This window comes from Microbacterium sp. F01, from assembly GCF_056156365.1.
Genome location: NZ_CM149592.1, coordinates 555,632 through 573,876, shown reverse-complemented (window position 1 = coordinate 573,876; position 18,245 = coordinate 555,632). Strand labels below are relative to the sequence as shown.

The following is an 18,245-nucleotide window of genomic DNA, read 5'->3' as shown; positions in this document are numbered from 1 at the left end:
GGAGCGTGAGCCCCCTAACCGTCGGTCACACGTGACAGGTCCGACGACGTCATCGCGGCCAGTGCCTCCGTCACGGCGTCCTTCCGACGTCCCGCGGGCGAACCGTTCATCAGGCCCTGCGCCAAGTGCGCGGCGATCGTACCGGCCACGAACGGTGCCGCGAACGAGGTACCACTCCATACCGCGAAGCCACCGGACTCACCGTTGGAGAAGTCGTCGGGGTCCAGGCTCTGGCGACGGCGCACCCCGCGATCCGCGCGGGTACCGGCTTGGATCCCTCCTTCGAACGAGGGGAACACGCTCATCACCGAGGTCCCCGGCGCGTAGACGCTGACCCAGTCCCCGATGTTGCTGAACAGCGCGACCGACGTGCGCTGCGGATTGAGCGCACCGACCGCGACATGGCGGGCAGCGTCCTTCGGCTCGTCGAACGTGAGAAGGGGATCGCCCCAGTTGTAGAGCGCGGCGGGGAACGTGGGCCGTTCGGTCGCGTCGTTGCCCGCGGAGCACACGACCACGCAGCCCTTCGACCGGAGGCTCCGCAGAGCTTCGAACAGCCGGAGGCTGAACCGGCCGTCCTCTGGGGTCTCGTGGTAGTACCCGAGCGACAGGTTCAGCACGTCGACGTGGTGCGGGTCCTTTTCGGTCCCGGCGTCGATCCAGTCGGCGAGTTGCTCCAGCGCCGTGATCAACTCGGTCTCGAGCACGCTGCCGTTGCTGTCGGCCACGCGGATCGCGATGAGCTCGGCGTCGGGGCACACCTGGCGGAGCACACCCGCCACGAACGTGCCATGCCCCGCGGCATCATCGAGGAAGCCGTCCAGCGGGCCGGCCAGGTCGCCGAACCGCTCGGGATCGGTCGACGGATCGTTCACTCCGATGACGCCCGAGCCGTCGACGGCGTCGATCGTGCGCACGACGCTCCGACCCTGCGAGTGGAACCAGGCGTGATCGCCGCAACCCGTGTCGGCGAACGCGATGACCGGCCGCCTGCCACCATCTGCGAGCGCGTGGCGGTCCGCCGGCTCGGCTCCGATGAACGTCACCAGCTCGAGCCCGCCGGAGCCGGGGTACGCGTACCCGTCGGTGCCACTGGGGTTGGTCCGTCCGTGCGGGTTCGTGCGCCCATGCGGATTCGTGCGTCCGTGCGGGTTCGTGCGTCCGTGCGGGTTCATGTCGATCGGGTCGACGCCGAGGACGTGGTCGAGGCTGACCTGGGCGATCACCGGATCGTCCGTCCCCCTGACCGTGCGGGTCCTCGTCTCGCCCTCCGCGGCCGCCGCACGGTGCGGGGGGTCGTTCGCGATCGCCGCCTCGAGGGAGACCGCTCGCGTCGCCTCCGCGCGTGCGGCCGACTCGGGGGTCTCCACCGCATCCAGGGAACCGATTCCGCGCGCGCTCGCTCCCATGCGCGCTGCGATGAGCACGTCCCGACGAGCCTGCTGCAGGAGTCGCCAGGCGTCGACGGGCGGCACCGGCTCGTCATCGCGACCTTCGCGCGGCGCCTGGACGATCCGGGCTCGTGAGAGCGTTCCCGTCTCGCGGCCGCTGCGGAGGGACTCGACCTCCACGTCCCAGCCGAGCTTCGCTCCCGCCGCCTTGAGGGCACCCTCGGCATCGGAGGGATCCCCCGAGATCACCAGGTATCCGGGGGCGTAGACCGTCTCGTAGGCCTGCAGATCGGGAACCGGCTCGCGGCGCGGATCGAGCACCACCCCCTTCGGCTCGCCCGCGACCTCCCGCTCGCGCCAGGTGCGTCGAGGGATGCTCTCGCCTTTCGCCATGACTTCTCCTCACATGTGGGAGCCGCGGCCCCCAGGCCGCGGCATCCGTTCTTCGTATCTCGAACTGCTTGTCAGACTTCGAACTGCGGGGTCTGGAAGTCGCGGAGCGCCCCGTCGGCGTCGCGCACCACCAGGCGAAGTCGCGCCACCCCTGGCGTGACCTCGTCGAAGGCGAAGCGTCCGTGCTCGCCCGGTTCGGCCGACCACTCGCGGTCGCCCTGGATCAATCGGATGGCGAGGGCCGTGGCGTCCACCCATCCGTCCACACGGCGCCCGGCGTCCTCCGTGGCGGTGACGTGCAGCAGCACGCTGGTCGTGCCGTCGCTGAACTGCAGCGTGGCGGTGTCGGTCTCGCCACGCACGGCGGCGAGCGTCCCCTCGACGAGGGTCAGGAGCGCGTACTCCCGCGACAGGTCCTCGACGGCGACCGCGGCGACCATCTGGTCGATCAGGTCGGCGGGCACGGGATCGACGTCCTCCCACATGCGCCGCATCCGTGCGAAGAGCGCGGCGTCGGCCGCAAAGTCTTCAGTTTCCATCGTCGTCACCTCTCCATCCGTCTCCCTCGAGTACGGCACGTAGCTTGGCGAGGCAGCGCTGGCGGGTCGGTCCGATGGATCCGATGGGCATCGCGAGGTCTTCGGCGATGCGGGCATAGTCGGGGCGGTCCTCGAACGCGACGATCCGCAGCAGGCGCTGGCATCGGTCGTTGAGCGTGGCCACCGCTGTCCAGAGGCGACGGGTCTCGTCGTCCTGCGCGGCGGTCTGCTCGGCGGATTCGTGGACCGGAAGGTGCGGTTCGAGCGACTCGGCCTCGGTGGCATCGGCACGCCGATGCTGTTTGCCGACCCGCCACGCCTCACGGCGCGCGCACATCGTGAGCCACCCCGACACCGCGAGGGGGTCGTTGATGGTCTCGTGACGGCGTATGAGCGTGAGCCAGGTCGTCTGCACGACGTCCTGCGCCAACGAATGATCGAGCCCGTACGCCCTCACGACATGCCATAGCGGCGGCGTCATCAGGCGGACGAGCTCGTCCATCGCACGGCTGTCGCCTTCACGCCACCGCACGAAGAGTGCGGCGGCGCGCTCCCATCGCGCCGGCTCCACGGAGTCGACGGAGGGTTCGGCGCCCGCCTGCGTCATAGCGCCCATTCTGTCCACACCATGCCCGAGCGCGATAGTGCGGGTTTGATACACGCATACCGCGCGAATACCCACCGTTTCGGGCGTCTCCCAGCTTGACCGAGCGGAGACCTAGACTGCGTGCATGACGACCGCGCCGCTGCTCTATGTCTGCGTGCGCCCGCAGCTGGGCGCGGCGGCCGCCGAATACGAGTCCTTCCGCGCCGCGATGCACCTCGACCAGAGCCGCCTCGACCACCTCGATCTCGTGCGCGAGCCGCTCCCCGACGACGTCTTCGAGCGCTACGCCGGGTTCCTCGTGGGCGGCAGCCCGTTCAACGTCACCGACCCCGAGTCGACCAAGACCGACGCGCAGCGGCGTCTCGAGGCGGGCCTCGCGCGCATCGCCGAGCGCACCGCGACCGGCGATGGACCGGCCGCCCTCTTCACCTGCTACGGGATCGGCATCGCGACGCGAACGCTGGGCGGCACGGTGAGCCGCGCCTTCCCCGAAGACACCGGCCCCGTCGCGGTGCAGCTCACGAAGCAGGCCTCGTCCGACCCGCTGTTCGGCGGTCTCGCCAACCGCTTCACGGCGCTCACCGCCCACAAGGAGGGCACCGAGAGCCTGCCGTCCGGCGCGGTCCTGCTGGCGAGGAATGACGGATGCCCCGTCCAGGCGTACCGCGTGGGCGACCGGCTGTACGCGACCCAGTTCCACCCCGAGCCGACTACGAGAGCGTTCACCGAGCGCATGGCCGTCTACCGCGACGACGGCTACTTCGATTCGGCGGACTACGACGCCATCGCCGGACGCGTGCTCGCAGCATCCGTGACGGAACCCGCGCGTCTGCTGCGGGCGTTCGCCGAGCGGTTCGCGCCCGCCTGACTCACGCCTCGGCGTTGCGGACCTCGATCACCGCGCGTGCCGCCGTGCCGATCAGCGCTGTCGCGAGGATCACGACGGCGACCACGATCGCCGTCACGCCGATCGCGGTGCTGTGCGGATCGCCCTGAAGCCGACCGACCGCGAGCCAGGTCAGCCCCCACGCGAGCGCGAGCGCGGGACCGAGCCGCCAGCGGCTCGCGATCTCGATCCCGAGTCCGATGGCGGCGACGGCGATCAGCACGACGACGCCCCACAGGTCCGCCGACGACTCCCACTCGGGCGGCCCGATCGACGTCAACCAGGCCGCGATGTTCGCCACGGTCGCGAGGGTCACCCAGCCGAGGTGGAGTCCGGTGACGCCGTCGACGAGCAGCCGGTCGGCCCAGCCGTCGGCGGGCTCGATCACGGTGCGGCTGAACGTGACGCCCAGGAGCGCCAGCAGCACGATGATCGCGAGCACCGTGAGCGCGAGCGAGCCGAACTGTGCCGTCACGAGCCACAGCCCGTTGAGCGCCATCGTGCCTGCGATGAGGTAGCCGAGCGCCCGCTGCCGCTCGCTGCCGCGCTGGCGGGGCAGCGCCTGCCACACCGTGTAGGAGAACAGGCCGACGTAGATCACCGTCCAGATCGAGAACGCCGGCCGCGCGGGCGCGAGGTACGAGCCGTCCTGGTCGAGCGCGCCGTTCTGCAGATCCTGCACGGGCGTGCCGCCGAACAGCCCCGTGCCGACCATCGCGGCCACGATCATGAAGCAGAACGCGCTGATGACGATGATCTGCCGGGCGAGGTCCTTGGCGGTCATGCTCACACCGTAGGACTCGACCCGCCCCTCGGCGAGCGCATTGACAGCGCGGGCGGCGGCGGATAACGCCCGGTCACGCGCCGCCCGGCGGGTCGAGCAGCAGGGCGACCCGCTCCGAGAGGTAGGCCGCGAGCGGCATGAGTCCCCCGGCTGCGCTCCATCTCACGCTGGGCACGCCATAGGCGGAGAACAGCGGAGCGGATGCCTCGCCCCTGTCGACCGCGCCGGGCTGCAGCATCCGCCATCCGATGTGCACAGTCTCGCCCTCCGCGAAGCCGCCCCGGCGGGCGGCGGCGGCGAGCTCGGCCCGGTGCCGCTGCGATTCGGCCGTGTAGCCACGACGCGCCTCCTGGCGGGCGCGGAGGATGTCGCCGGTCGCGAAGACGGCGTCGTCGGTGAGGAGCAGCACGCCCAGGTGCCACGCGGCGCCGCGGCGCTCGATGCGCGGAGCGCGTGCTACGCCGAGGAAGCGCTTGGGGACGACCACCTCGCCGAGCGCCTCGCGGGGCGCGTCGGAGAGCCGCGAGCGCGCGGCGTCGAGGAGTGCGAGGGTACTCACGCCATGTCGTCCAGGAGTGACGGGCTGGCCTTGAGCTTCTCGCCGCGCAGCGCCATGCCGATGAGCGGGAACAGCAGCACCGACAGCATGCCGCCCGCGACGAGCACGGTCTGCTGCGTGGTGTCGAGGATCTTCTCGTCCACACCGATCTGCGTCACGGCGACGATGATCGGGAGCCCGGTGGCGCCCATCAGGGCGATGGACACGCGCTCACGCCGCGACGATCCCACCGGGGCGGCGAGCATCGAGGGGACCCCGCGGATCACGAGGAGCGCGACGAGCACGACGGGCATGAGGAGGAAAAGCGTCGGCTGCGCGAGGAGCGCCTCGAGATCGAAGGTGACGCCGGTGTAGATGAAGAAGATCGGCACGAGGAAGCCGAACGCCACGCCTTCGATCTTGCTCTCGACGGCGTGACGGTCGTGCTCCGTCGCGTCTCGCATGAGCAGTCGCCAGATGATGCCGGCGGTGAAGGCGCCCAGCAGCATGTCGAGGTCGAGGACGATGCTGAGGGCGACGAGGGCGGCGAGGATCAGGAAGACGACGCGGACCGCGAACTGGCCGGACGTGTGCAGCGTCGAGTTGACGAATTCGTGCATCGCGCCGCGCGGCACCCGGAGGGCGAGCAGGATCGCGCAGGCCGCGACGATCGCGAAGATCGCGAGGACGACCGTCGAGAAGCCCGGCTCGCGGCCGCCGAGGAAGATCGAGATCGCGATCAGCGGACCGAACTCGCCGACGGCGCCGATCGCGGCGACCGCGCGCCCGAACGGGGTCGGCAGCTCGCCGGCGTCCCTCAGAATCGGCAGGAGCGTGCCCAGCGCGGTCGAGCACAGCGCGATGCCGATCACGATCGCCGCCTCACCGGGGGCGAGGAGGAATCCCGCCGCGATCCCCGCGGCGAGGCTGATGAGCCATCCGACTCCCGCCCGGCGGCCGAGCCTGCCCTGGAACGATCCGAACTCGATCTCGGTGCCGGCGACGAAGAACAGCATGGCCAGGCCGAAGTCGGACATCATCTCGACGAAGTCGTTGGGCGCCGCCCACCCCAGCACCGCGGGGCCGATGAGGATGCCGAGCAGAAGCTCGAACACGACCACGGGCACGCGGATCCAGCGGCCGATCCCCCGCGCGAGCAGCGGCGCGAGGACCGCCAGCAGTGGGATCAGTACGAGCACGTGCGGCTGGATCGTGTCCACGGGAACACACTAGCCAGGCGGGTCACCCCGCAGAGACCCCGTCCAGCCAGCGCAGCATCGCCGGCAGCGCGAGGTAGGCCACCGTCCCGTGGGTCGCGAACGGGATCTCGTGGTACGTCACGTCGATGCCGAGCTCGGTCTCGTGCTGCGCGAACGCGGTCGTGTCGGACGGCACCACGAGCTCGTCCTCGAGCCCCTGGGCCAGGAACAGCGGCGCGTCGAACGCGGTCGCGCCCGCGGAGTTCTCGGCGAACAGCGTCGCCCATGGCTCGGTCGTCGTCGGATCGCTCACGGTGAAGTCACCCACCAGCGGCTGACCGATCTCGTGCAGCTGTGCGATGTTCGTGAGCAGGCACAACTCGTTCATGCGCGGCACGATCTCTTGCGCGGCCGGCGTGAGAATGCCGTCGAGGGGAGCCTGCGGGTACACCTCCGCGTACGCGGTGAAGGCGTACGAGCCGATCGTGACGCCCGAGATGTCGTCGAGGTGGGCGCTCATGAGACCCGGCAGGTCGGCGGCGGGCGCGGCGGCGGCGACGGCCTGGATGTCGAGCTCGGCGGCGTAGTCGGCTGCCTGCTGGGCGGCGAAGAGCACGGCTTGACCGCCTTGAGAATGACCCCACAGCACAACCCGCTCGCTCGCGCGGGCGTCGGGAATCCCGCGGGCGGCCCGCACGGCGTCGAGCACGGCGTTGCCGCCGGTCACGCCGACCAGGTACGAGTCGGTGCCGTCGGTGCCCATCCCGACGTAGTCCGTGGCGACGACGGCGTACCCGCGGTCGAGCAGGAACCGCAGGCCCTCGATCCCGATGAAGGGATCGAACCCGTAGGACGGGGCGCAGTCGCGCGCGGCCCCGGTGGTCGGGTGCCCCCACGAGACGACGGTGCGCCCGCGCGCCGGCGCCGGTGTCAGCGGCACGACGAGGACGCCCGTGGCGACTGCGGGTTCGCCGTGCACGTCGGTGGTGCGGTACATGATGCGCCAGGCCCGGGCGGCGAGCGGGGCTCCCATGAGCGCATCCACCTTCACGAGCGAGCCCGGATCGCCGTCCGCGGCGCCCTCGGGCTGGGTGTAGAAGCGGTCGATGCCCGGACGCTCGAGCGCGTCTCCGACGAGCCGTGCCTCCTCCGCGGCGACGACGCCGCCCACGACGGCGAGCGTCGCCGCCGCGAAGGCGAAGACGAAGCGCTGCCGGCGCGCACGGCGCGTCGAGGTCCCCATTGCGTGCGACGCTAGCGCGTCTCACCCCCGCGCAACGCGTGGAATCGCGAAAGGGGAGGTTTCCGCATGGTGCAGCGCGCGGAAACCTCCCCTTTCGCGATTCCTGAGTCAGCCCTCGAGCTGCCGCGCTGGCGGCGTCAGCTCGGCCCGGGTGCGCTGGTGGCCGATCAGCGCCAGGATCACCCCACCCACGAGCCAGGCGGCGAGGATGGTCCACTGCACCCAGGTCGAGGCATCCGGGAAGTACATCACCGAGCGCAGGAGGTTCGCCGATGCCCCCGGCACGAAGAACTGGCCCACGGCACCCCACGGCTCGGGGAGGAACTGCGGCGGCTGGGCAGCACCGGCGATCGGGTTGGCGATGAACATCGTGATGATCGCGCCGACGGCGATCCCGGGAGGACCCATCAGCGCCGCGAGTCCGATGATGAGCGCGGAGGTCGCGGTCACACCGAGGCCCAGCACAGCAGCGTTGAGCAGCCAGTCGCCGGTGAGGATGCCGAACCAGGTCTGCATCACGAGCGCGATCAGCGCGCCGGCCGCGACGCCGAACACGACGAGTCCGACGAGTCGGCGCACCACCCCCTGAACCAGCAGCGTCAGCAGGATGCCGCCGAGCATGCCGCCCAGCACCATCGGGAAGACGGATGCCGCGAGCCCGGCGCCCGTGCTGTCGCCGTCGGCGAGCGGCACGACGTCGGTGACCGTGACCGTCGGGATGGCCGGGGCTCCGCCCGTCGCGCCCTCCGGCAGTTGCGGCATCTGCCCCGACTTCAGCACCCCGACGATGGCGGTCAGCTGGTCGGTCAGTGCGGTCTTTGCCGCCGTGTCGATCTGCGACTGCAGCTGGCTGGCGACGCCGCGCAGCGCCTGCGCGGCGACGGGGCTCGCCGCCGTGGCGATGAGCACCTCCGGCTCGTCACCCAGGAGGATCGCGCCGTACAGCCCACGGGAATCGATCTGCGACACCGCGTCGTCGCGCGAATCGACCTCGTGCAGGTCGAACGGCGCGGGGTCCTGCTCGGCGAGCTTGTCCTCCACGGCGGCGACGGCCTCGGCGGGCCCTGAGATGCCGACGGGCAGGTTCTGCGGCTGGGAGGTGGCGGCCGGCCACACGAACGCCATCACGATGACGGCGACGATCAGCGAGCCGACCAGCCCGAACAGCGCGGCGACGCCCCACTTCGTGGGGCGTACGGGTGCGGCATCCACCGATGCTGCGTCACGATGAGCGTTCATCGCGTCCTCCTAAAAAGAATGGTTATTCTGTTTGTGACAGTAACAGAATCGGTATTCTGTTTCCATGCCGAAGGTGTCGAAGGAGTACCGCGAGGCCCGCCGAGAGGAGATCGCCCAGGCGGCGCTGCGCGTGCTCGAACGCAACGGCGTGCGCGATACCTCGATCGCCGACATCGTCGCCGAGTCGGGCCTGTCGACCGGCGCGATCTACTCGCACTTCACGAACAAGGGCGAACTCGCCCGCTACGTCGTCGGCCGCTACCTGCTCCCCCGCATCGACGCGCTCGAGGATGCGGGCCGGCGCGGCCGGATGGTGACGCCCCGGCAAGCGCTCCAGGGCATGCTGTCGATGTTCGCGGAGGTGGGTCTGTCGCCCTCGCTCATCCTTCAGTTCTGGGGCGAGGCGATGGTCGAACCCGGTGTCCACGACGAGATGCTGCGCACCGCCGGCCGCCTGCGCGCCTCGCTCACCGTTGCGATCACGCCGTGGGCGCGCTCACGGACGACGGACGAGACGGATGCCGCGGCCCTCGCTGCCGAGACCGCGCGGTCCATCACGGCCCTTGCTCAGGGGTACATCGCCAACAGCGCGGTCTTCGGGCCGCGCACCGTCGACGACTACCTCGAGAGCACGGCGGCGGTCCTCGCGAGCTGACCCCTCTCTCAGCGTCGAGAACTCCGTTCGTCCGCCACGGATGTAGGCGAAACGAGCCGTTCGGCGTACATCTGTGGCGAACGAACGAAGGGGGTGACGTCAGACCGAGCGGACCTCGGCGTCGCCGGCGCGCGGGGGCGCAGCATCCGGAGCCGTCTCAGCCGGAGCCGGAACCGCCGTGATCTCGCGGACGGCCACGGGCGCGGTCTGGCCGGCACTGCCCCCGCGGATCTCCCCGGCGCTGCCGCCTCGAATCTGCCTGTGCAGGCGCTCCATGCGGGCGTCGAGCTCGGCGGCGGTCTCGGCCGCGTCCTTGAGGCTCTCGAGCAGCTCGTCGGGCACGCGTGTGGCGTACTTGTAATAGATCTTGTGCTCGAGGCTCGCCCAGAAGTCCATCGCGATGGTGCGGAACTGCACCTCCACGGGCACCTCGATGCGCCCGGTCGAGAGGAACACCGGCACCTCGAGGATCGCGTGCAGGCTCTTGTACCCGTTGGACTTCGGCGCGGCGATGTAGTCCTTGACGTTGAGCACCCGCACGTCGTCCTGGGCGGTCAGCAGGTCGAAGAGGCGGTACACGTCGGCGGTGAAGCTGCACGTGATGCGGATGCCGGCGATGTCGGTGATGTTGCGGCGGATCGACGCGAAATCCCCGTCGATGCCCTTGCGCTGCACCTTCTCGACGAGGCTGTCGGGCGACTTCACGCGGCTCGAGACGTGCTCGATCGGGTTGTAGTCGTGCGTCAGCAGGAACTCGTCGCGCAGGATGCCGATCTTCGTCTCGACCTCCTGCAGGCCGAAGCGGTACTCCATCATGAAGCGCTGCAGCTCGTCCCGGAGCTCTCGCAGCTCGCTCGGTGAGACCGTGATCTCACCCTCGTCGGACGCCGTCGCGGGCACCAGAGGTGCGGGAGTCGCCATGTCGTTCACGCTATGCGGCGGTTCTACGAGAGTCCTGTGAGCAATGGATGCTGCGCCCCAGGCGTTCCGCGTCGGTCAGACGTCGTCGAGGGCCCGCTGCGCGCGCTCCGACGCCTGCGCGGCGTCGCGGGCCTTCGCCGCCGCTTCGGACCTTTCGCTCTCGACGGCATCGAGCTTCTCCGTCGCGGCGTGCTCGTCGGCCTCGAGGGCGGCGAGGTCGCGGCGCAGGTCGTCGATGCGCTCCCGCACGTGGTCGACCCGCTCCTGCGCCTTCGCGCGGCGCGCGTCCACCCGGGCGAGCTCGCGCTCGGCCTCGTTCGCGAGTCGCTCGGCCTCGCGCGCCGCCTTCTCCGCCGCCTTGCGGGCGCGGCGCTCGGCGAGGTCGTCGCGCGGTGGCGGCGCGACGACCCCGGGCAGGGAGCCGCCGACGGCATCGGCGAGCGCGGTCGGGTCGATGTCGCCGGCCTCCAGCGGCTTGACGAGCCGCGCGGTGAGGACGGCGGCGGCGGCCGCAGCATCCATCACCGCCGCATTGATCGTCGTCGCCACATCGTCGCGCGCCGCCGCGCTCAGGGTGCCGCCCGCCTCTTCGGCGAGCCCGACCGCCTGCTTCGCGAGGGCAGCCACCAGCTGGCGCCGCTGGCGGCCCAGGCGCGACAGCTCGGCGGCGTCGAGGTCGTCCTGCGCCTCGCGGAGGGCGGCCGACAGCTCCACCGCGTCGGCGAGCTGCCCGTCGCGGGCGAGCAGATTCACCGCCCACGCCGAGACCGTGGGCTTGCGCAGGGCCTTGAGCCGCTTGGCAAGCGCCGGCGCCGCGAGTCCCGCGCGCGCGTTGCGCGCGGCCGTGAATTCCGCCGGCGGCAGGGCGTAGAGCTCTGCAGCGATCGTGTCGAGCTGAGCGGCTCCGTCGGCGTCAGCATCCATGCGCCCATTGTGCCGCCCCGTCGATGCCGGATGGCGCCCCAGGCGGCACATCGGCCGCTCCATGCACGCCCGCGCCGGGGCCTGCATGATTCGTCCGCGCTTGCTCCTCTTGTCAGGAAGCGAGGACGGATGCTGCCTGCCGCGCGGCCCCGAGAGCCACATACTCGCCCGGCTCGGGCACCTCCACCGGCAGCCCGAGCACCAGCGGAGCGATCTCGCGCACCGCCTCGGACTGTGCACCGCCGCCGACGAGGAGCGCCCGCTCGAGCGGCACACCGAGGCCGCGCAGCGCCTCGAGCCCCGCGGCGAGCCCCGAGAGCATGCCCTCGACCGCGGCGCGCGCGAGGTTCTCGCGCGTCGTCGAGGCGAGCGTCATTCCGGTGAGCGAAGCTGTCGCGTCGGGGAGGTTCGGGGTGCGCTCGCCCTCGAAGTACGGCACGAGGGTCAGCCCGGCCGCGCCGGGCTCGGCAGCGAGTGCCAGCCGCGAAAGCTCGGCGTGGTCCACGCCGAGCACCCGCCCGATCGCGTCCAGCACGCGCGCGGCGTTGAGCGTCGCGACGAGCGGCAGGAACCGGCCCGTGCAGTCCGCGAAGCCGGCGACCGTGCCGGTGGGGTCGATCGTGCGCCCCTCGCTCACGGCGAAGACGGTGCCGCTGGTGCCGATCGAGACGACGACGTCTCCGGGCCCTGCGCCGAGCCCCAGCGCCGCGCCCGCGTTGTCGCCGGCTCCGCCGCCGACGCGCCGGCCAGCGGCATCCGTCACCCATTCGTCTGGTCCGAGCACGTGCGGGAGCACGGCGTCGTGGCCGAGGGCGGCGATGAGGAGGTCGCGGTCGTAGCCGCCCGTGGCGGGGTTCCAGTACCCCGTGCCTGAGGCGTCGGAGCGGTCGGTGACGAGGTCATCGAGCACGGGGCCGCGGGGCGATTCGCCCTCGGGTCCGAACCCGCGCAGCCGCCACGTCAGCCAGTCGTGCGGCAGGGCGACGGCGGCGACCCGCGCCGCGTTCTCGGGCTCGTTGTCGCGGAGCCACCGGAGCTTGGTGATGGTGAAGGACGCCACGGGCACGAGGCCCGTCCGCCGCGCGAGCTCCCCGGCGCCGAACTCGCCAGTGAGGTCGGCCGCGGCCTGCGCCGAGCGGGTGTCGTTCCACAGCAGCGCGTCGCGGACGACGCGGCCGTCGGCAGCGAGGGCGACCATGCCGTGCTGCTGCCCGCCGATCGCCCAGGCCTCGACGTCGTCGATCCCGCCGGCCTCGGCGATCGCCGCCTGCAGCGCCGCCCACCAGGCCTCGGGGTCGACGGAGGTACCGTCCGGGTGCGACGCGCGCCCCTGCCTGACGACGGCGCCGGTTGCAGCATCCGTGATCACCACCTTGCACGACTGCGTCGACGAGTCGACCCCCATCACGAGGCTCATGTGCGCTCCTTCTGCTCGGGTTGACCGCGAGAGAACAGCGGCTCGCCGAGAGGTAGGCAACTTCACTACCTCTCGGCCGCCAGGTGTTCTCTCGCGGTCGAAAGGACTGCGGACGAGGATGGGACGGGTCAGCCGCGGGCGCCGAGCAGGTGCTCGGTCGCGAGTTGCTGCAGGCGGACGAAGCCGAAGCCCTTGCCACCCAGATACGCCGAGGCGTCGAAGTCCTCGTAGGCCGAGCGGTCGGCGAGGAAGTCGTCGTACGACTCGCCCTCGTTCAGGGTCGGCACCGACAGCTCGTCGACCTTCGCCGCGGCGAGCGCCTCCTGGACCTCGGGATCGGCGCGGAAGGCTGCGGCGCGCTCCTTGAGGAGCAGGTAGGTGCGCATGTTGGCCGCGGCCGAGTCCCAGACGCCGGTCTCGTCCTCGGTGCGCGAGGGCTTGTAGTCGAAGTGGCGCGGGCCGTCGTAGGCCGGCACCCCGCCGGGGCCGCCGTTCTCGAGCAGGTCGACGAGCGCGAACGCGTTGTGCAGGTCGCCGTGGCCGAAGACGAGGTCCTGGTCGTACTTGATGCCGCGCTGGCCGTTGAGGTCGATGTGGAAGAGCTTGCCGTGGAACAGCGCCTGCGCGATGCCGGCGGCGAAGTTCAGGCCCGCCATCTGCTCGTGGCCGACCTCGGGGTTGAGGCCGACGAGCTCGGGCCGCTCGAGCGAGTCGATGAATGCGATCGCGTGGCCGAGGGTCGGCAGCAGGATGTCGCCGCGGGGCTCGTTGGGCTTCGGCTCGATCGCGAAGCGGATGTCGTAGCCCTTGTCGGTGACGTAGTCGCCGAGGAGGTTCACGGCCTCGCGGTAGCGCTCGAGGGCGGCGCGGATGTCTTTGGCCGAGTCGTACTCGGCGCCCTCGCGACCGCCCCACATGACGAACGTCTTGGCACCGAGCTCGGCGCCGAGGTCGAGCTGGCGGAAGACCTTGCGCAGGGCGAAACGGCGCACGCCGCGGTCGTTCGAGGTGAAGCCGCCGTCCTTGAAGACGGGAGCCGAGAAGAGGTTGGTCGTGACCATGGGCACGATGAGGCCGGTGTCGGCGAGCGCGCCCTTGAGGCGGTCGATCTGCGTCTGGCGCTCGGCATCCGTGGATCCGAACGCGAACAGGTCGTCGTCGTGGAAGGTGAGCCCGTACGCGCCGAGCTCGGCGAGCTTCTCGACGGCGTGCACGACGTCGAGGTGATTGCGGGTCGGGCCGCCGAAGGGGTCGGTGCCGTTGTAGCCGATGGTCCAGAGACCGAACGAGAACTTGTCGGCGCGGGTGGGGGTGGGCATGACGCTCCTTCGCGGTAAATGTTGCTGCCGACAACCTATACCAGGAACGGATGCTTCGTCCAGCGCGAATCCCGATAGTTTCGGCGTTAGCATCGACGCATGACGGAGGGGCCACGCATCACGCTCGCGACCATCGCCGCCGAGGCGGGCGTGTCGCTCGCCACCGTGTCGAAGGTGCTCAACGGGCGCACCGACGTCGCCCCCGGCACCCGCGCACGGCTCGAGACGGAGCTCGCCCGCCACGGCTACACCCGCCGCTCGGGCAAGCAGCGCAGCGAGTTCGTCGAGCTCGTCTTCCACGAGCTCGAGGCGAGCTGGTCGATGGAAGTCATCGAGGGCGTCGAGGACGTCGCCCACGACGCAGGACTCTCCGTCGTGCTCACCGTCAGCGGCGACCGCCACACGCCCGGCGCCGACTGGATCGACGGCGTCCTGCGCCGCCGGCCGATCGGCGTGATCCTCGTGTTCTCCGACATCGCGGAGCGGTTCCGCGACAAGCTGCGCGCCCAGGGCATCCCGTTCGTGATCGTCGATCCCGCCGGTGACCCCTCCCCCGACGTCCCCTCCGTCGGCTCTGCCAACTGGTCGGGCGGGCTCATGGCGACACGCCACCTCATCGAGCTGGGCCACCGCCGCATCGCGGCGATCACCGGCCCTGAGGACATGATGTGCTCGCTCGCCCGCGTCGACGGCTACCGTTCGGCGATGAACGCGGCGGGCCTCCCGATAGACCCCGACCTGATCCGCTTCGGCGACTTCCACCCCGGCGGCGGCGAGGCCGCGGGGCGCGAACTGCTCGCCCTCGATGACCCGCCCACGGCGATCTTCGCGGGCAGCGACCTCCAGGCGCTCGGTGTGATCGCGGCGGGTTCCGCAGCGGGTCTGCGCGTACCGGACGACCTCTCGGTCGTCGGTTACGACGACATCGCACTCTCGCGCTGGATGAGCCCTCAGCTCACGACCGTGCACCAGCCGCTGCGACGCATGGGCGAAGAGGCGACGCGCCTCGCGCTGCGGCTCGCCGAGGGTGCGACCCCCGAGACCCTGCGCATGGACCTCGCGACTCACCTCGTCGTGCGCGGCAGCACGGCCCCGTACGCCGCCTGAGACGGCTCGTCGCCTGCGCTCGCCGACGCGGAGAAATCCGGACGACCAGTGCCCTCCATGAACCGGCGCGCAGCGTGGAACCGTTCTCACGAGACGCCGAGAGTGCAAAAACTGAACCGGACGTTCACCGCCACGTAACACACGCCGGGTAGACAGGTAGTGGCCACATCGCGGTCGGCCGGGCGTCATTCGAAGGCAGTGTCGGGCTTCGACGACGGTTCGGGCCCGGTGCACCCCGATCGCTGTGCGCCCCTGCTCGCTCACACGACCAAAGGTGGTTCCCATGGTGCTCGAACGACCCTCCGCGGCTCCGCGCCGAGGCAGTCTGCGTCCTCGTGCAATGCCGTCGACGAGCGACCTCCCGCCGCGACGACCCGAACCACCTGCACCCGAACCCGCGCTCGAACCGGCACCCGCGTCGTCCGGGATCCGGTGGGATCGCATCGACCTCGACCGTTACGAGGTGCACGACGGCGACGTCACCGTCGGCTTCGTGGACGTCGTCGGCACGGTCTTCGTGGTGCTCGCGGGGCCGAGGTACGACCACGCGGTCGAGGTGCTGCAGAGCCTCGACTTCACCGTCGCCGTCCGAGCCGTGTGCCCCGCCGACGCCGTCGTCCCCTCCGAGGACGACGCCACGCCCGCCTGATCCGCTCGCCGGGCGCTCGCACGCCTGACCCGCTCGGGTGACCGCCGCAGAGTCGCCGGCCGCTCAGGAAGCCGGGCGCACCGTCACCGCCGCATGGAGCCGTCGGGTGTGGTCGACGAAGCGAGGCTGGCCCACGACCAGCACCGTCCGCGTGGCGACGATCTCGCCGCTCGAGCGGCCGAAGGCGAACACGAGATCGCCGGGCTCGACCACCCTCCGCCCGTCGCGCCCCATGAAGGAGGCGAGGTCGGCGGGCACATCGAACGACACCTGCTGCCGCTCGCCCGCGGCGAGCTGCACTCGCGCGTACGCGATGAGCCGCCGCACCGGGCGCACGACCGACGCGACCGGATCGTGCAGGTACAGCTGCACCACCTCGACGCCGTCACGATCGCCGGCGTTGCCCACGTTGATCGACACCGTCACCGACCCGTCGGTGGACATCTCGGGCGCCGAGGCGGCAGCATCCGCCCACACCGACGGCGCATAGCCGAGACCGTGGCCGAACGGATACGCCGGGGTGGGATCGATGTTCGAGACGTCGCTGGTGCGCGCGAGCTTCGACGCGAGATAGGTCGAAGGCTGCGCCCCCGGATCGCGAGGGATGCTGACCGGCAGGCGCCCGCTCGGATTCACGCGTCCGCTCAGCACGCCGGCGATCGCGCCGGTGCCCTCCTCGCCCGCGAAGAAGCTCTGCACGATCGCGGCCGCCCGCTCCGGAGCGGTGCCGAGCGCATACGGGCGTCCCGCGAGGAGCGTCACGACGGTCGGCACACCGGTGTCGAGCACCTCATCGAGGAGCGCCTGCTGCGCTCCGGGCAGGCCGAGGTCGGCGGCATCGCAGCCCTCGCCGCTCGTGCCGCGGCCGAACAGCCCCGCGCGGTCGCCGAGCGCGAGCACCACGACGTCTGCGCCGGCGGCCGCGGCGAGCGCGTCGCCGAACCCGCGGGTCTCGCCGCCGTCGATGGAGGTTCCGGTCGCGTGCACGATCTCGGCGTCGGCGAATTCCGCCGCGAGAGCCTCGCGCAGTGTGGGCAGCGCGATGCCGATGGGGAGCTCCGGATGCCGCACCCCCACGTGCGACGGGAACGAATAGCACCCGAGCACGGCGTAGGGGTCGTCGGCGACCGGCCCGACCACCGCGATGCGGCGCGGTGCGGCGAGCGGCAGCACCCCGTCGTTGCGCAGCAGGACGATCGCCTCCTCTGCGACGCGACGTGCGAGCTCGCGGTTGGCGGGCGGGTCGAGATCGACGGAGCCGCGCACCGCTTCGAGCGACGTCGCGTCGTGGCCGGCGAGCGCGGGGGGCACCGGCGACCAGTCGACGTCGAGCAGGCCGAGCTCGGCCTTCTGCCTCAGCACGCGCCGGAGCGCGCGGTCGACGATCGCGGCGTCCACCTCGCCCGCCTCGACGGCCCGGACAAGATCGGCGCCGAAGGTCTTGACCGTGGGCAGCTCGACGTCGATGCCGGCCGAGAGGGCGCGGGCTGCAGCATCCGTCCATCCGTCGGCGACGCCGTGCAGATCCTTGAGGAAGGCGATCGAGAAGTAGTCGGCGACCACCGTGCCCTCGAAGCCCCACTCGTCACGGAGGAGATCCGTCAGCAGCGAGGCATCGGCCGCGGTCGGCACGCCGTCGAGGTCGGTGTACGAGTTCATGACCGAGCGCACGCCGCTCTCGCGGATCGCCATCTCGAACGGCGGCAGCAGCACATCGGCGAGCTCCCGCGGGCCGACCGAGACGGGGGCGAGGTTGCGGCCGCCCTTCGAGGCCGAGTAGCCCACGAAGTGCTTGAGCGTGGCGACGACGCCGGTGCTCTCGACACCCTGGATGTACGCGGTCGCGACGGTGCCGACGAGGTACGGATCCTCGCCGATCGTCTCTTCGACGCGGCCCCAGCGGGCGTCGCGCACGACGTCGAGCACCGGCGCCAACCCCTGGTGCACACCCACCGCGCGGAGGTCGGCGCCGATCCGCTCCCCCATCTCGCGCACGAGGTCGGGGTCGAACGTCGCACCCCAGCTGAGCGGCACGGGATACGCGGTGGCACCCCAGGTCGCGAAACCGGCGAGGCACTCCTCGTGCGCGAGCGCGGGGATGCCGAACCTGTTCGCGGCGACGATCCGCTGCTGGGCGCGCTGGAGCGCCAGCGCCCCGGTCGCGGGGTCGACGGGAGCGGTGCCGAACGGGCGGGTGAGCTGGCCGAGGCCGGAGGGCAGAAGCGCGTCGAGATCGATGTCATCGCTCATGTCGTGCTGGTGCGGCGCGACGTCTTCTCCGTCGGCGGATGCCCCGACCCACACGCCGTACAGCTGCGCGACCTTCTCGGCCACGGTCATCTCGGCGATGAGGGCCTCGACCCGCTCGTCGATGGGCAGCGCCGGGTCGTTCCAGAGGCTCAGGGTCGCAGCATCCAGAATCTGTTCTTCCATC

General features: G+C 71.2%; 17 protein-coding genes. 4 read left to right on the top strand and 13 right to left on the bottom strand.

The window, feature by feature from the left end:
- Positions 1-14 precede the first annotated feature (14 nt).
- The 3 genes from ACVN90_RS02520 to ACVN90_RS02510 all read right to left on the bottom strand — a co-directional run bounded on the left by ACVN90_RS02520 (position 15) and on the right by ACVN90_RS02510 (position 2,930).
- The gene (locus tag ACVN90_RS02520) at positions 15-1,784 is read right to left on the bottom strand and encodes a S8 family peptidase (protein ID WP_475100628.1); all 1,770 of its coding nucleotides are present in this window, start codon (positions 1,782-1,784) and stop codon (positions 15-17) included.
- Between the two features lie 71 nt (positions 1,785-1,855).
- A complete protein-coding gene (locus ACVN90_RS02515) occupies positions 1,856-2,323 on the bottom strand; it encodes a hypothetical protein (protein WP_475100626.1) in 468 nt (155 codons plus the stop codon).
- Positions 2,313-2,930, bottom strand: a complete 618-nt coding sequence (locus ACVN90_RS02510; RefSeq protein ID WP_475100625.1) for an RNA polymerase sigma factor — start codon at positions 2,928-2,930, stop codon at positions 2,313-2,315. Before ACVN90_RS02510 ends, ACVN90_RS02515 begins: the two co-directional genes overlap by 11 nt.
- Before the next feature lie 124 nt (positions 2,931-3,054).
- Between ACVN90_RS02510 and ACVN90_RS02505 the strand changes: the two genes are divergently transcribed.
- A complete protein-coding gene (locus ACVN90_RS02505) occupies positions 3,055-3,798 on the top strand; it encodes a glutamine amidotransferase-related protein (protein ID WP_475100624.1) in 744 nt (247 codons plus the stop codon).
- A gap of 1 nt (position 3,799) precedes the next feature.
- On the opposite strand, the gene ACVN90_RS02500 is transcribed toward ACVN90_RS02505, so the two are convergent.
- From ACVN90_RS02500 to ACVN90_RS02480, 5 genes are all read right to left on the bottom strand, one after another.
- Complete coding sequence (locus tag ACVN90_RS02500) at positions 3,800-4,600, bottom strand: tryptophan-rich sensory protein (protein ID WP_475100623.1); 801 nt, start codon at positions 4,598-4,600, stop codon at positions 3,800-3,802.
- 73 nt (positions 4,601-4,673) lie between these two features.
- Positions 4,674-5,159 (bottom strand): glutaminase, encoded by a 486-nt coding sequence (locus tag ACVN90_RS02495; protein ID WP_475100622.1) that lies wholly within the window; start codon positions 5,157-5,159, stop codon positions 4,674-4,676.
- On the bottom strand, positions 5,156-6,358 hold the full coding sequence (locus ACVN90_RS02490; protein WP_475100621.1) for a cation:proton antiporter: 1,203 nt from the start codon (positions 6,356-6,358) through the stop codon (positions 5,156-5,158). The genes ACVN90_RS02495 and ACVN90_RS02490 overlap by 4 nt, the downstream gene beginning before the upstream one ends.
- Positions 6,359-6,380: 22 nt before the next feature.
- Positions 6,381-7,580 carry a lipase family protein gene (locus ACVN90_RS02485; protein ID WP_475100620.1) on the bottom strand — a complete coding sequence of 400 codons (1,200 nt, stop codon included), beginning with the start codon at positions 7,578-7,580 and terminating at the stop codon, positions 6,381-6,383.
- Positions 7,581-7,688: 108 nt separating this feature from the next.
- Positions 7,689-8,819: a hypothetical protein gene (locus tag ACVN90_RS02480; protein ID WP_475100619.1), complete on the bottom strand. Its 1,131-nt coding sequence runs from the start codon at positions 8,817-8,819 to the stop codon at positions 7,689-7,691.
- 64 nt (positions 8,820-8,883) lie between these two features.
- Here ACVN90_RS02480 and ACVN90_RS02475 point away from each other — a divergent pair, with 64 nt between their 5' ends.
- Positions 8,884-9,474, top strand: a complete 591-nt coding sequence (locus tag ACVN90_RS02475; RefSeq protein ID WP_475100618.1) for a TetR/AcrR family transcriptional regulator — start codon at positions 8,884-8,886, stop codon at positions 9,472-9,474.
- A gap of 99 nt (positions 9,475-9,573) precedes the next feature.
- Here the strand turns inward: ACVN90_RS02475 and ACVN90_RS02470 are convergent, their stop codons facing one another.
- From ACVN90_RS02470 to xylA, 4 genes are all read right to left on the bottom strand, one after another.
- Positions 9,574-10,395, bottom strand: coding sequence for a GTP pyrophosphokinase (locus tag ACVN90_RS02470; RefSeq protein WP_475100617.1), 822 nt, complete (start codon positions 10,393-10,395; stop codon positions 9,574-9,576).
- A gap of 75 nt (positions 10,396-10,470) precedes the next feature.
- The gene (locus ACVN90_RS02465; RefSeq protein ID WP_475100616.1) at positions 10,471-11,319 is read right to left on the bottom strand and encodes a transposase; all 849 of its coding nucleotides are present in this window, start codon (positions 11,317-11,319) and stop codon (positions 10,471-10,473) included.
- A 112-nt stretch (positions 11,320-11,431) separates the two neighbouring features.
- A complete protein-coding gene (locus ACVN90_RS02460) occupies positions 11,432-12,736 on the bottom strand; it encodes a xylulokinase (RefSeq protein WP_475100615.1) in 1,305 nt (434 codons plus the stop codon).
- 128 nt (positions 12,737-12,864) lie between these two features.
- Positions 12,865-14,055, bottom strand: coding sequence for a xylose isomerase (gene xylA / locus ACVN90_RS02455; protein ID WP_475100613.1), 1,191 nt, complete (start codon positions 14,053-14,055; stop codon positions 12,865-12,867).
- A 99-nt stretch (positions 14,056-14,154) separates the two neighbouring features.
- Between xylA and ACVN90_RS02450 the strand changes: the two genes are divergently transcribed.
- Both ACVN90_RS02450 and ACVN90_RS02445 read left to right on the top strand, forming a co-directional pair.
- Positions 14,155-15,162, top strand: coding sequence for a LacI family DNA-binding transcriptional regulator (locus tag ACVN90_RS02450; RefSeq protein WP_475100612.1), 1,008 nt, complete (start codon positions 14,155-14,157; stop codon positions 15,160-15,162).
- Between the two features lie 283 nt (positions 15,163-15,445).
- A complete protein-coding gene (locus ACVN90_RS02445; RefSeq protein WP_475100611.1) occupies positions 15,446-15,811 on the top strand; it encodes a hypothetical protein in 366 nt (121 codons plus the stop codon).
- A 63-nt stretch (positions 15,812-15,874) separates the two neighbouring features.
- Here ACVN90_RS02445 and ACVN90_RS02440 read toward each other — a convergent pair whose 3' ends face one another.
- Positions 15,875-18,244, bottom strand: coding sequence for a beta-xylosidase/alpha-l-arabinosidase (locus ACVN90_RS02440; protein ID WP_475100610.1), 2,370 nt, complete (start codon positions 18,242-18,244; stop codon positions 15,875-15,877).
- Position 18,245: the final 1 nt, after the last annotated feature.

Coding starts and splice junctions, on each gene's coding strand:
- ACVN90_RS02520 (WP_475100628.1), bottom strand. CDS start 1,784: ATGGCGAAAGGCGAGAGCATCCCTCGACGCACCTGGCGCGAGCGGGAG.
- ACVN90_RS02515 (WP_475100626.1), bottom strand. CDS start 2,323: ATGGAAACTGAAGACTTTGCGGCCGACGCCGCGCTCTTCGCACGGATG.
- ACVN90_RS02500 (WP_475100623.1), bottom strand. CDS start 4,600: ATGACCGCCAAGGACCTCGCCCGGCAGATCATCGTCATCAGCGCGTTC.
- ACVN90_RS02450 (WP_475100612.1), top strand. CDS start 14,155: ATGACGGAGGGGCCACGCATCACGCTCGCGACCATCGCCGCCGAGGCG.
- ACVN90_RS02465 (WP_475100616.1), bottom strand. CDS start 11,319: ATGGATGCTGACGCCGACGGAGCCGCTCAGCTCGACACGATCGCTGCA.
- ACVN90_RS02440 (WP_475100610.1), bottom strand. CDS start 18,244: ATGGAAGAACAGATTCTGGATGCTGCGACCCTGAGCCTCTGGAACGAC.
- ACVN90_RS02475 (WP_475100618.1), top strand. CDS start 8,884: ATGCCGAAGGTGTCGAAGGAGTACCGCGAGGCCCGCCGAGAGGAGATC.
- xylA (WP_475100613.1), bottom strand. CDS start 14,055: ATGCCCACCCCCACCCGCGCCGACAAGTTCTCGTTCGGTCTCTGGACC.
- ACVN90_RS02445 (WP_475100611.1), top strand. CDS start 15,446: ATGGTGCTCGAACGACCCTCCGCGGCTCCGCGCCGAGGCAGTCTGCGT.
- ACVN90_RS02485 (WP_475100620.1), bottom strand. CDS start 7,580: ATGGGGACCTCGACGCGCCGTGCGCGCCGGCAGCGCTTCGTCTTCGCC.
- ACVN90_RS02510 (WP_475100625.1), bottom strand. CDS start 2,930: ATGACGCAGGCGGGCGCCGAACCCTCCGTCGACTCCGTGGAGCCGGCG.
- ACVN90_RS02505 (WP_475100624.1), top strand. CDS start 3,055: ATGACGACCGCGCCGCTGCTCTATGTCTGCGTGCGCCCGCAGCTGGGC.
- ACVN90_RS02480 (WP_475100619.1), bottom strand. CDS start 8,819: ATGAACGCTCATCGTGACGCAGCATCGGTGGATGCCGCACCCGTACGC.
- ACVN90_RS02470 (WP_475100617.1), bottom strand. CDS start 10,395: ATGGCGACTCCCGCACCTCTGGTGCCCGCGACGGCGTCCGACGAGGGT.
- ACVN90_RS02460 (WP_475100615.1), bottom strand. CDS start 12,736: ATGAGCCTCGTGATGGGGGTCGACTCGTCGACGCAGTCGTGCAAGGTG.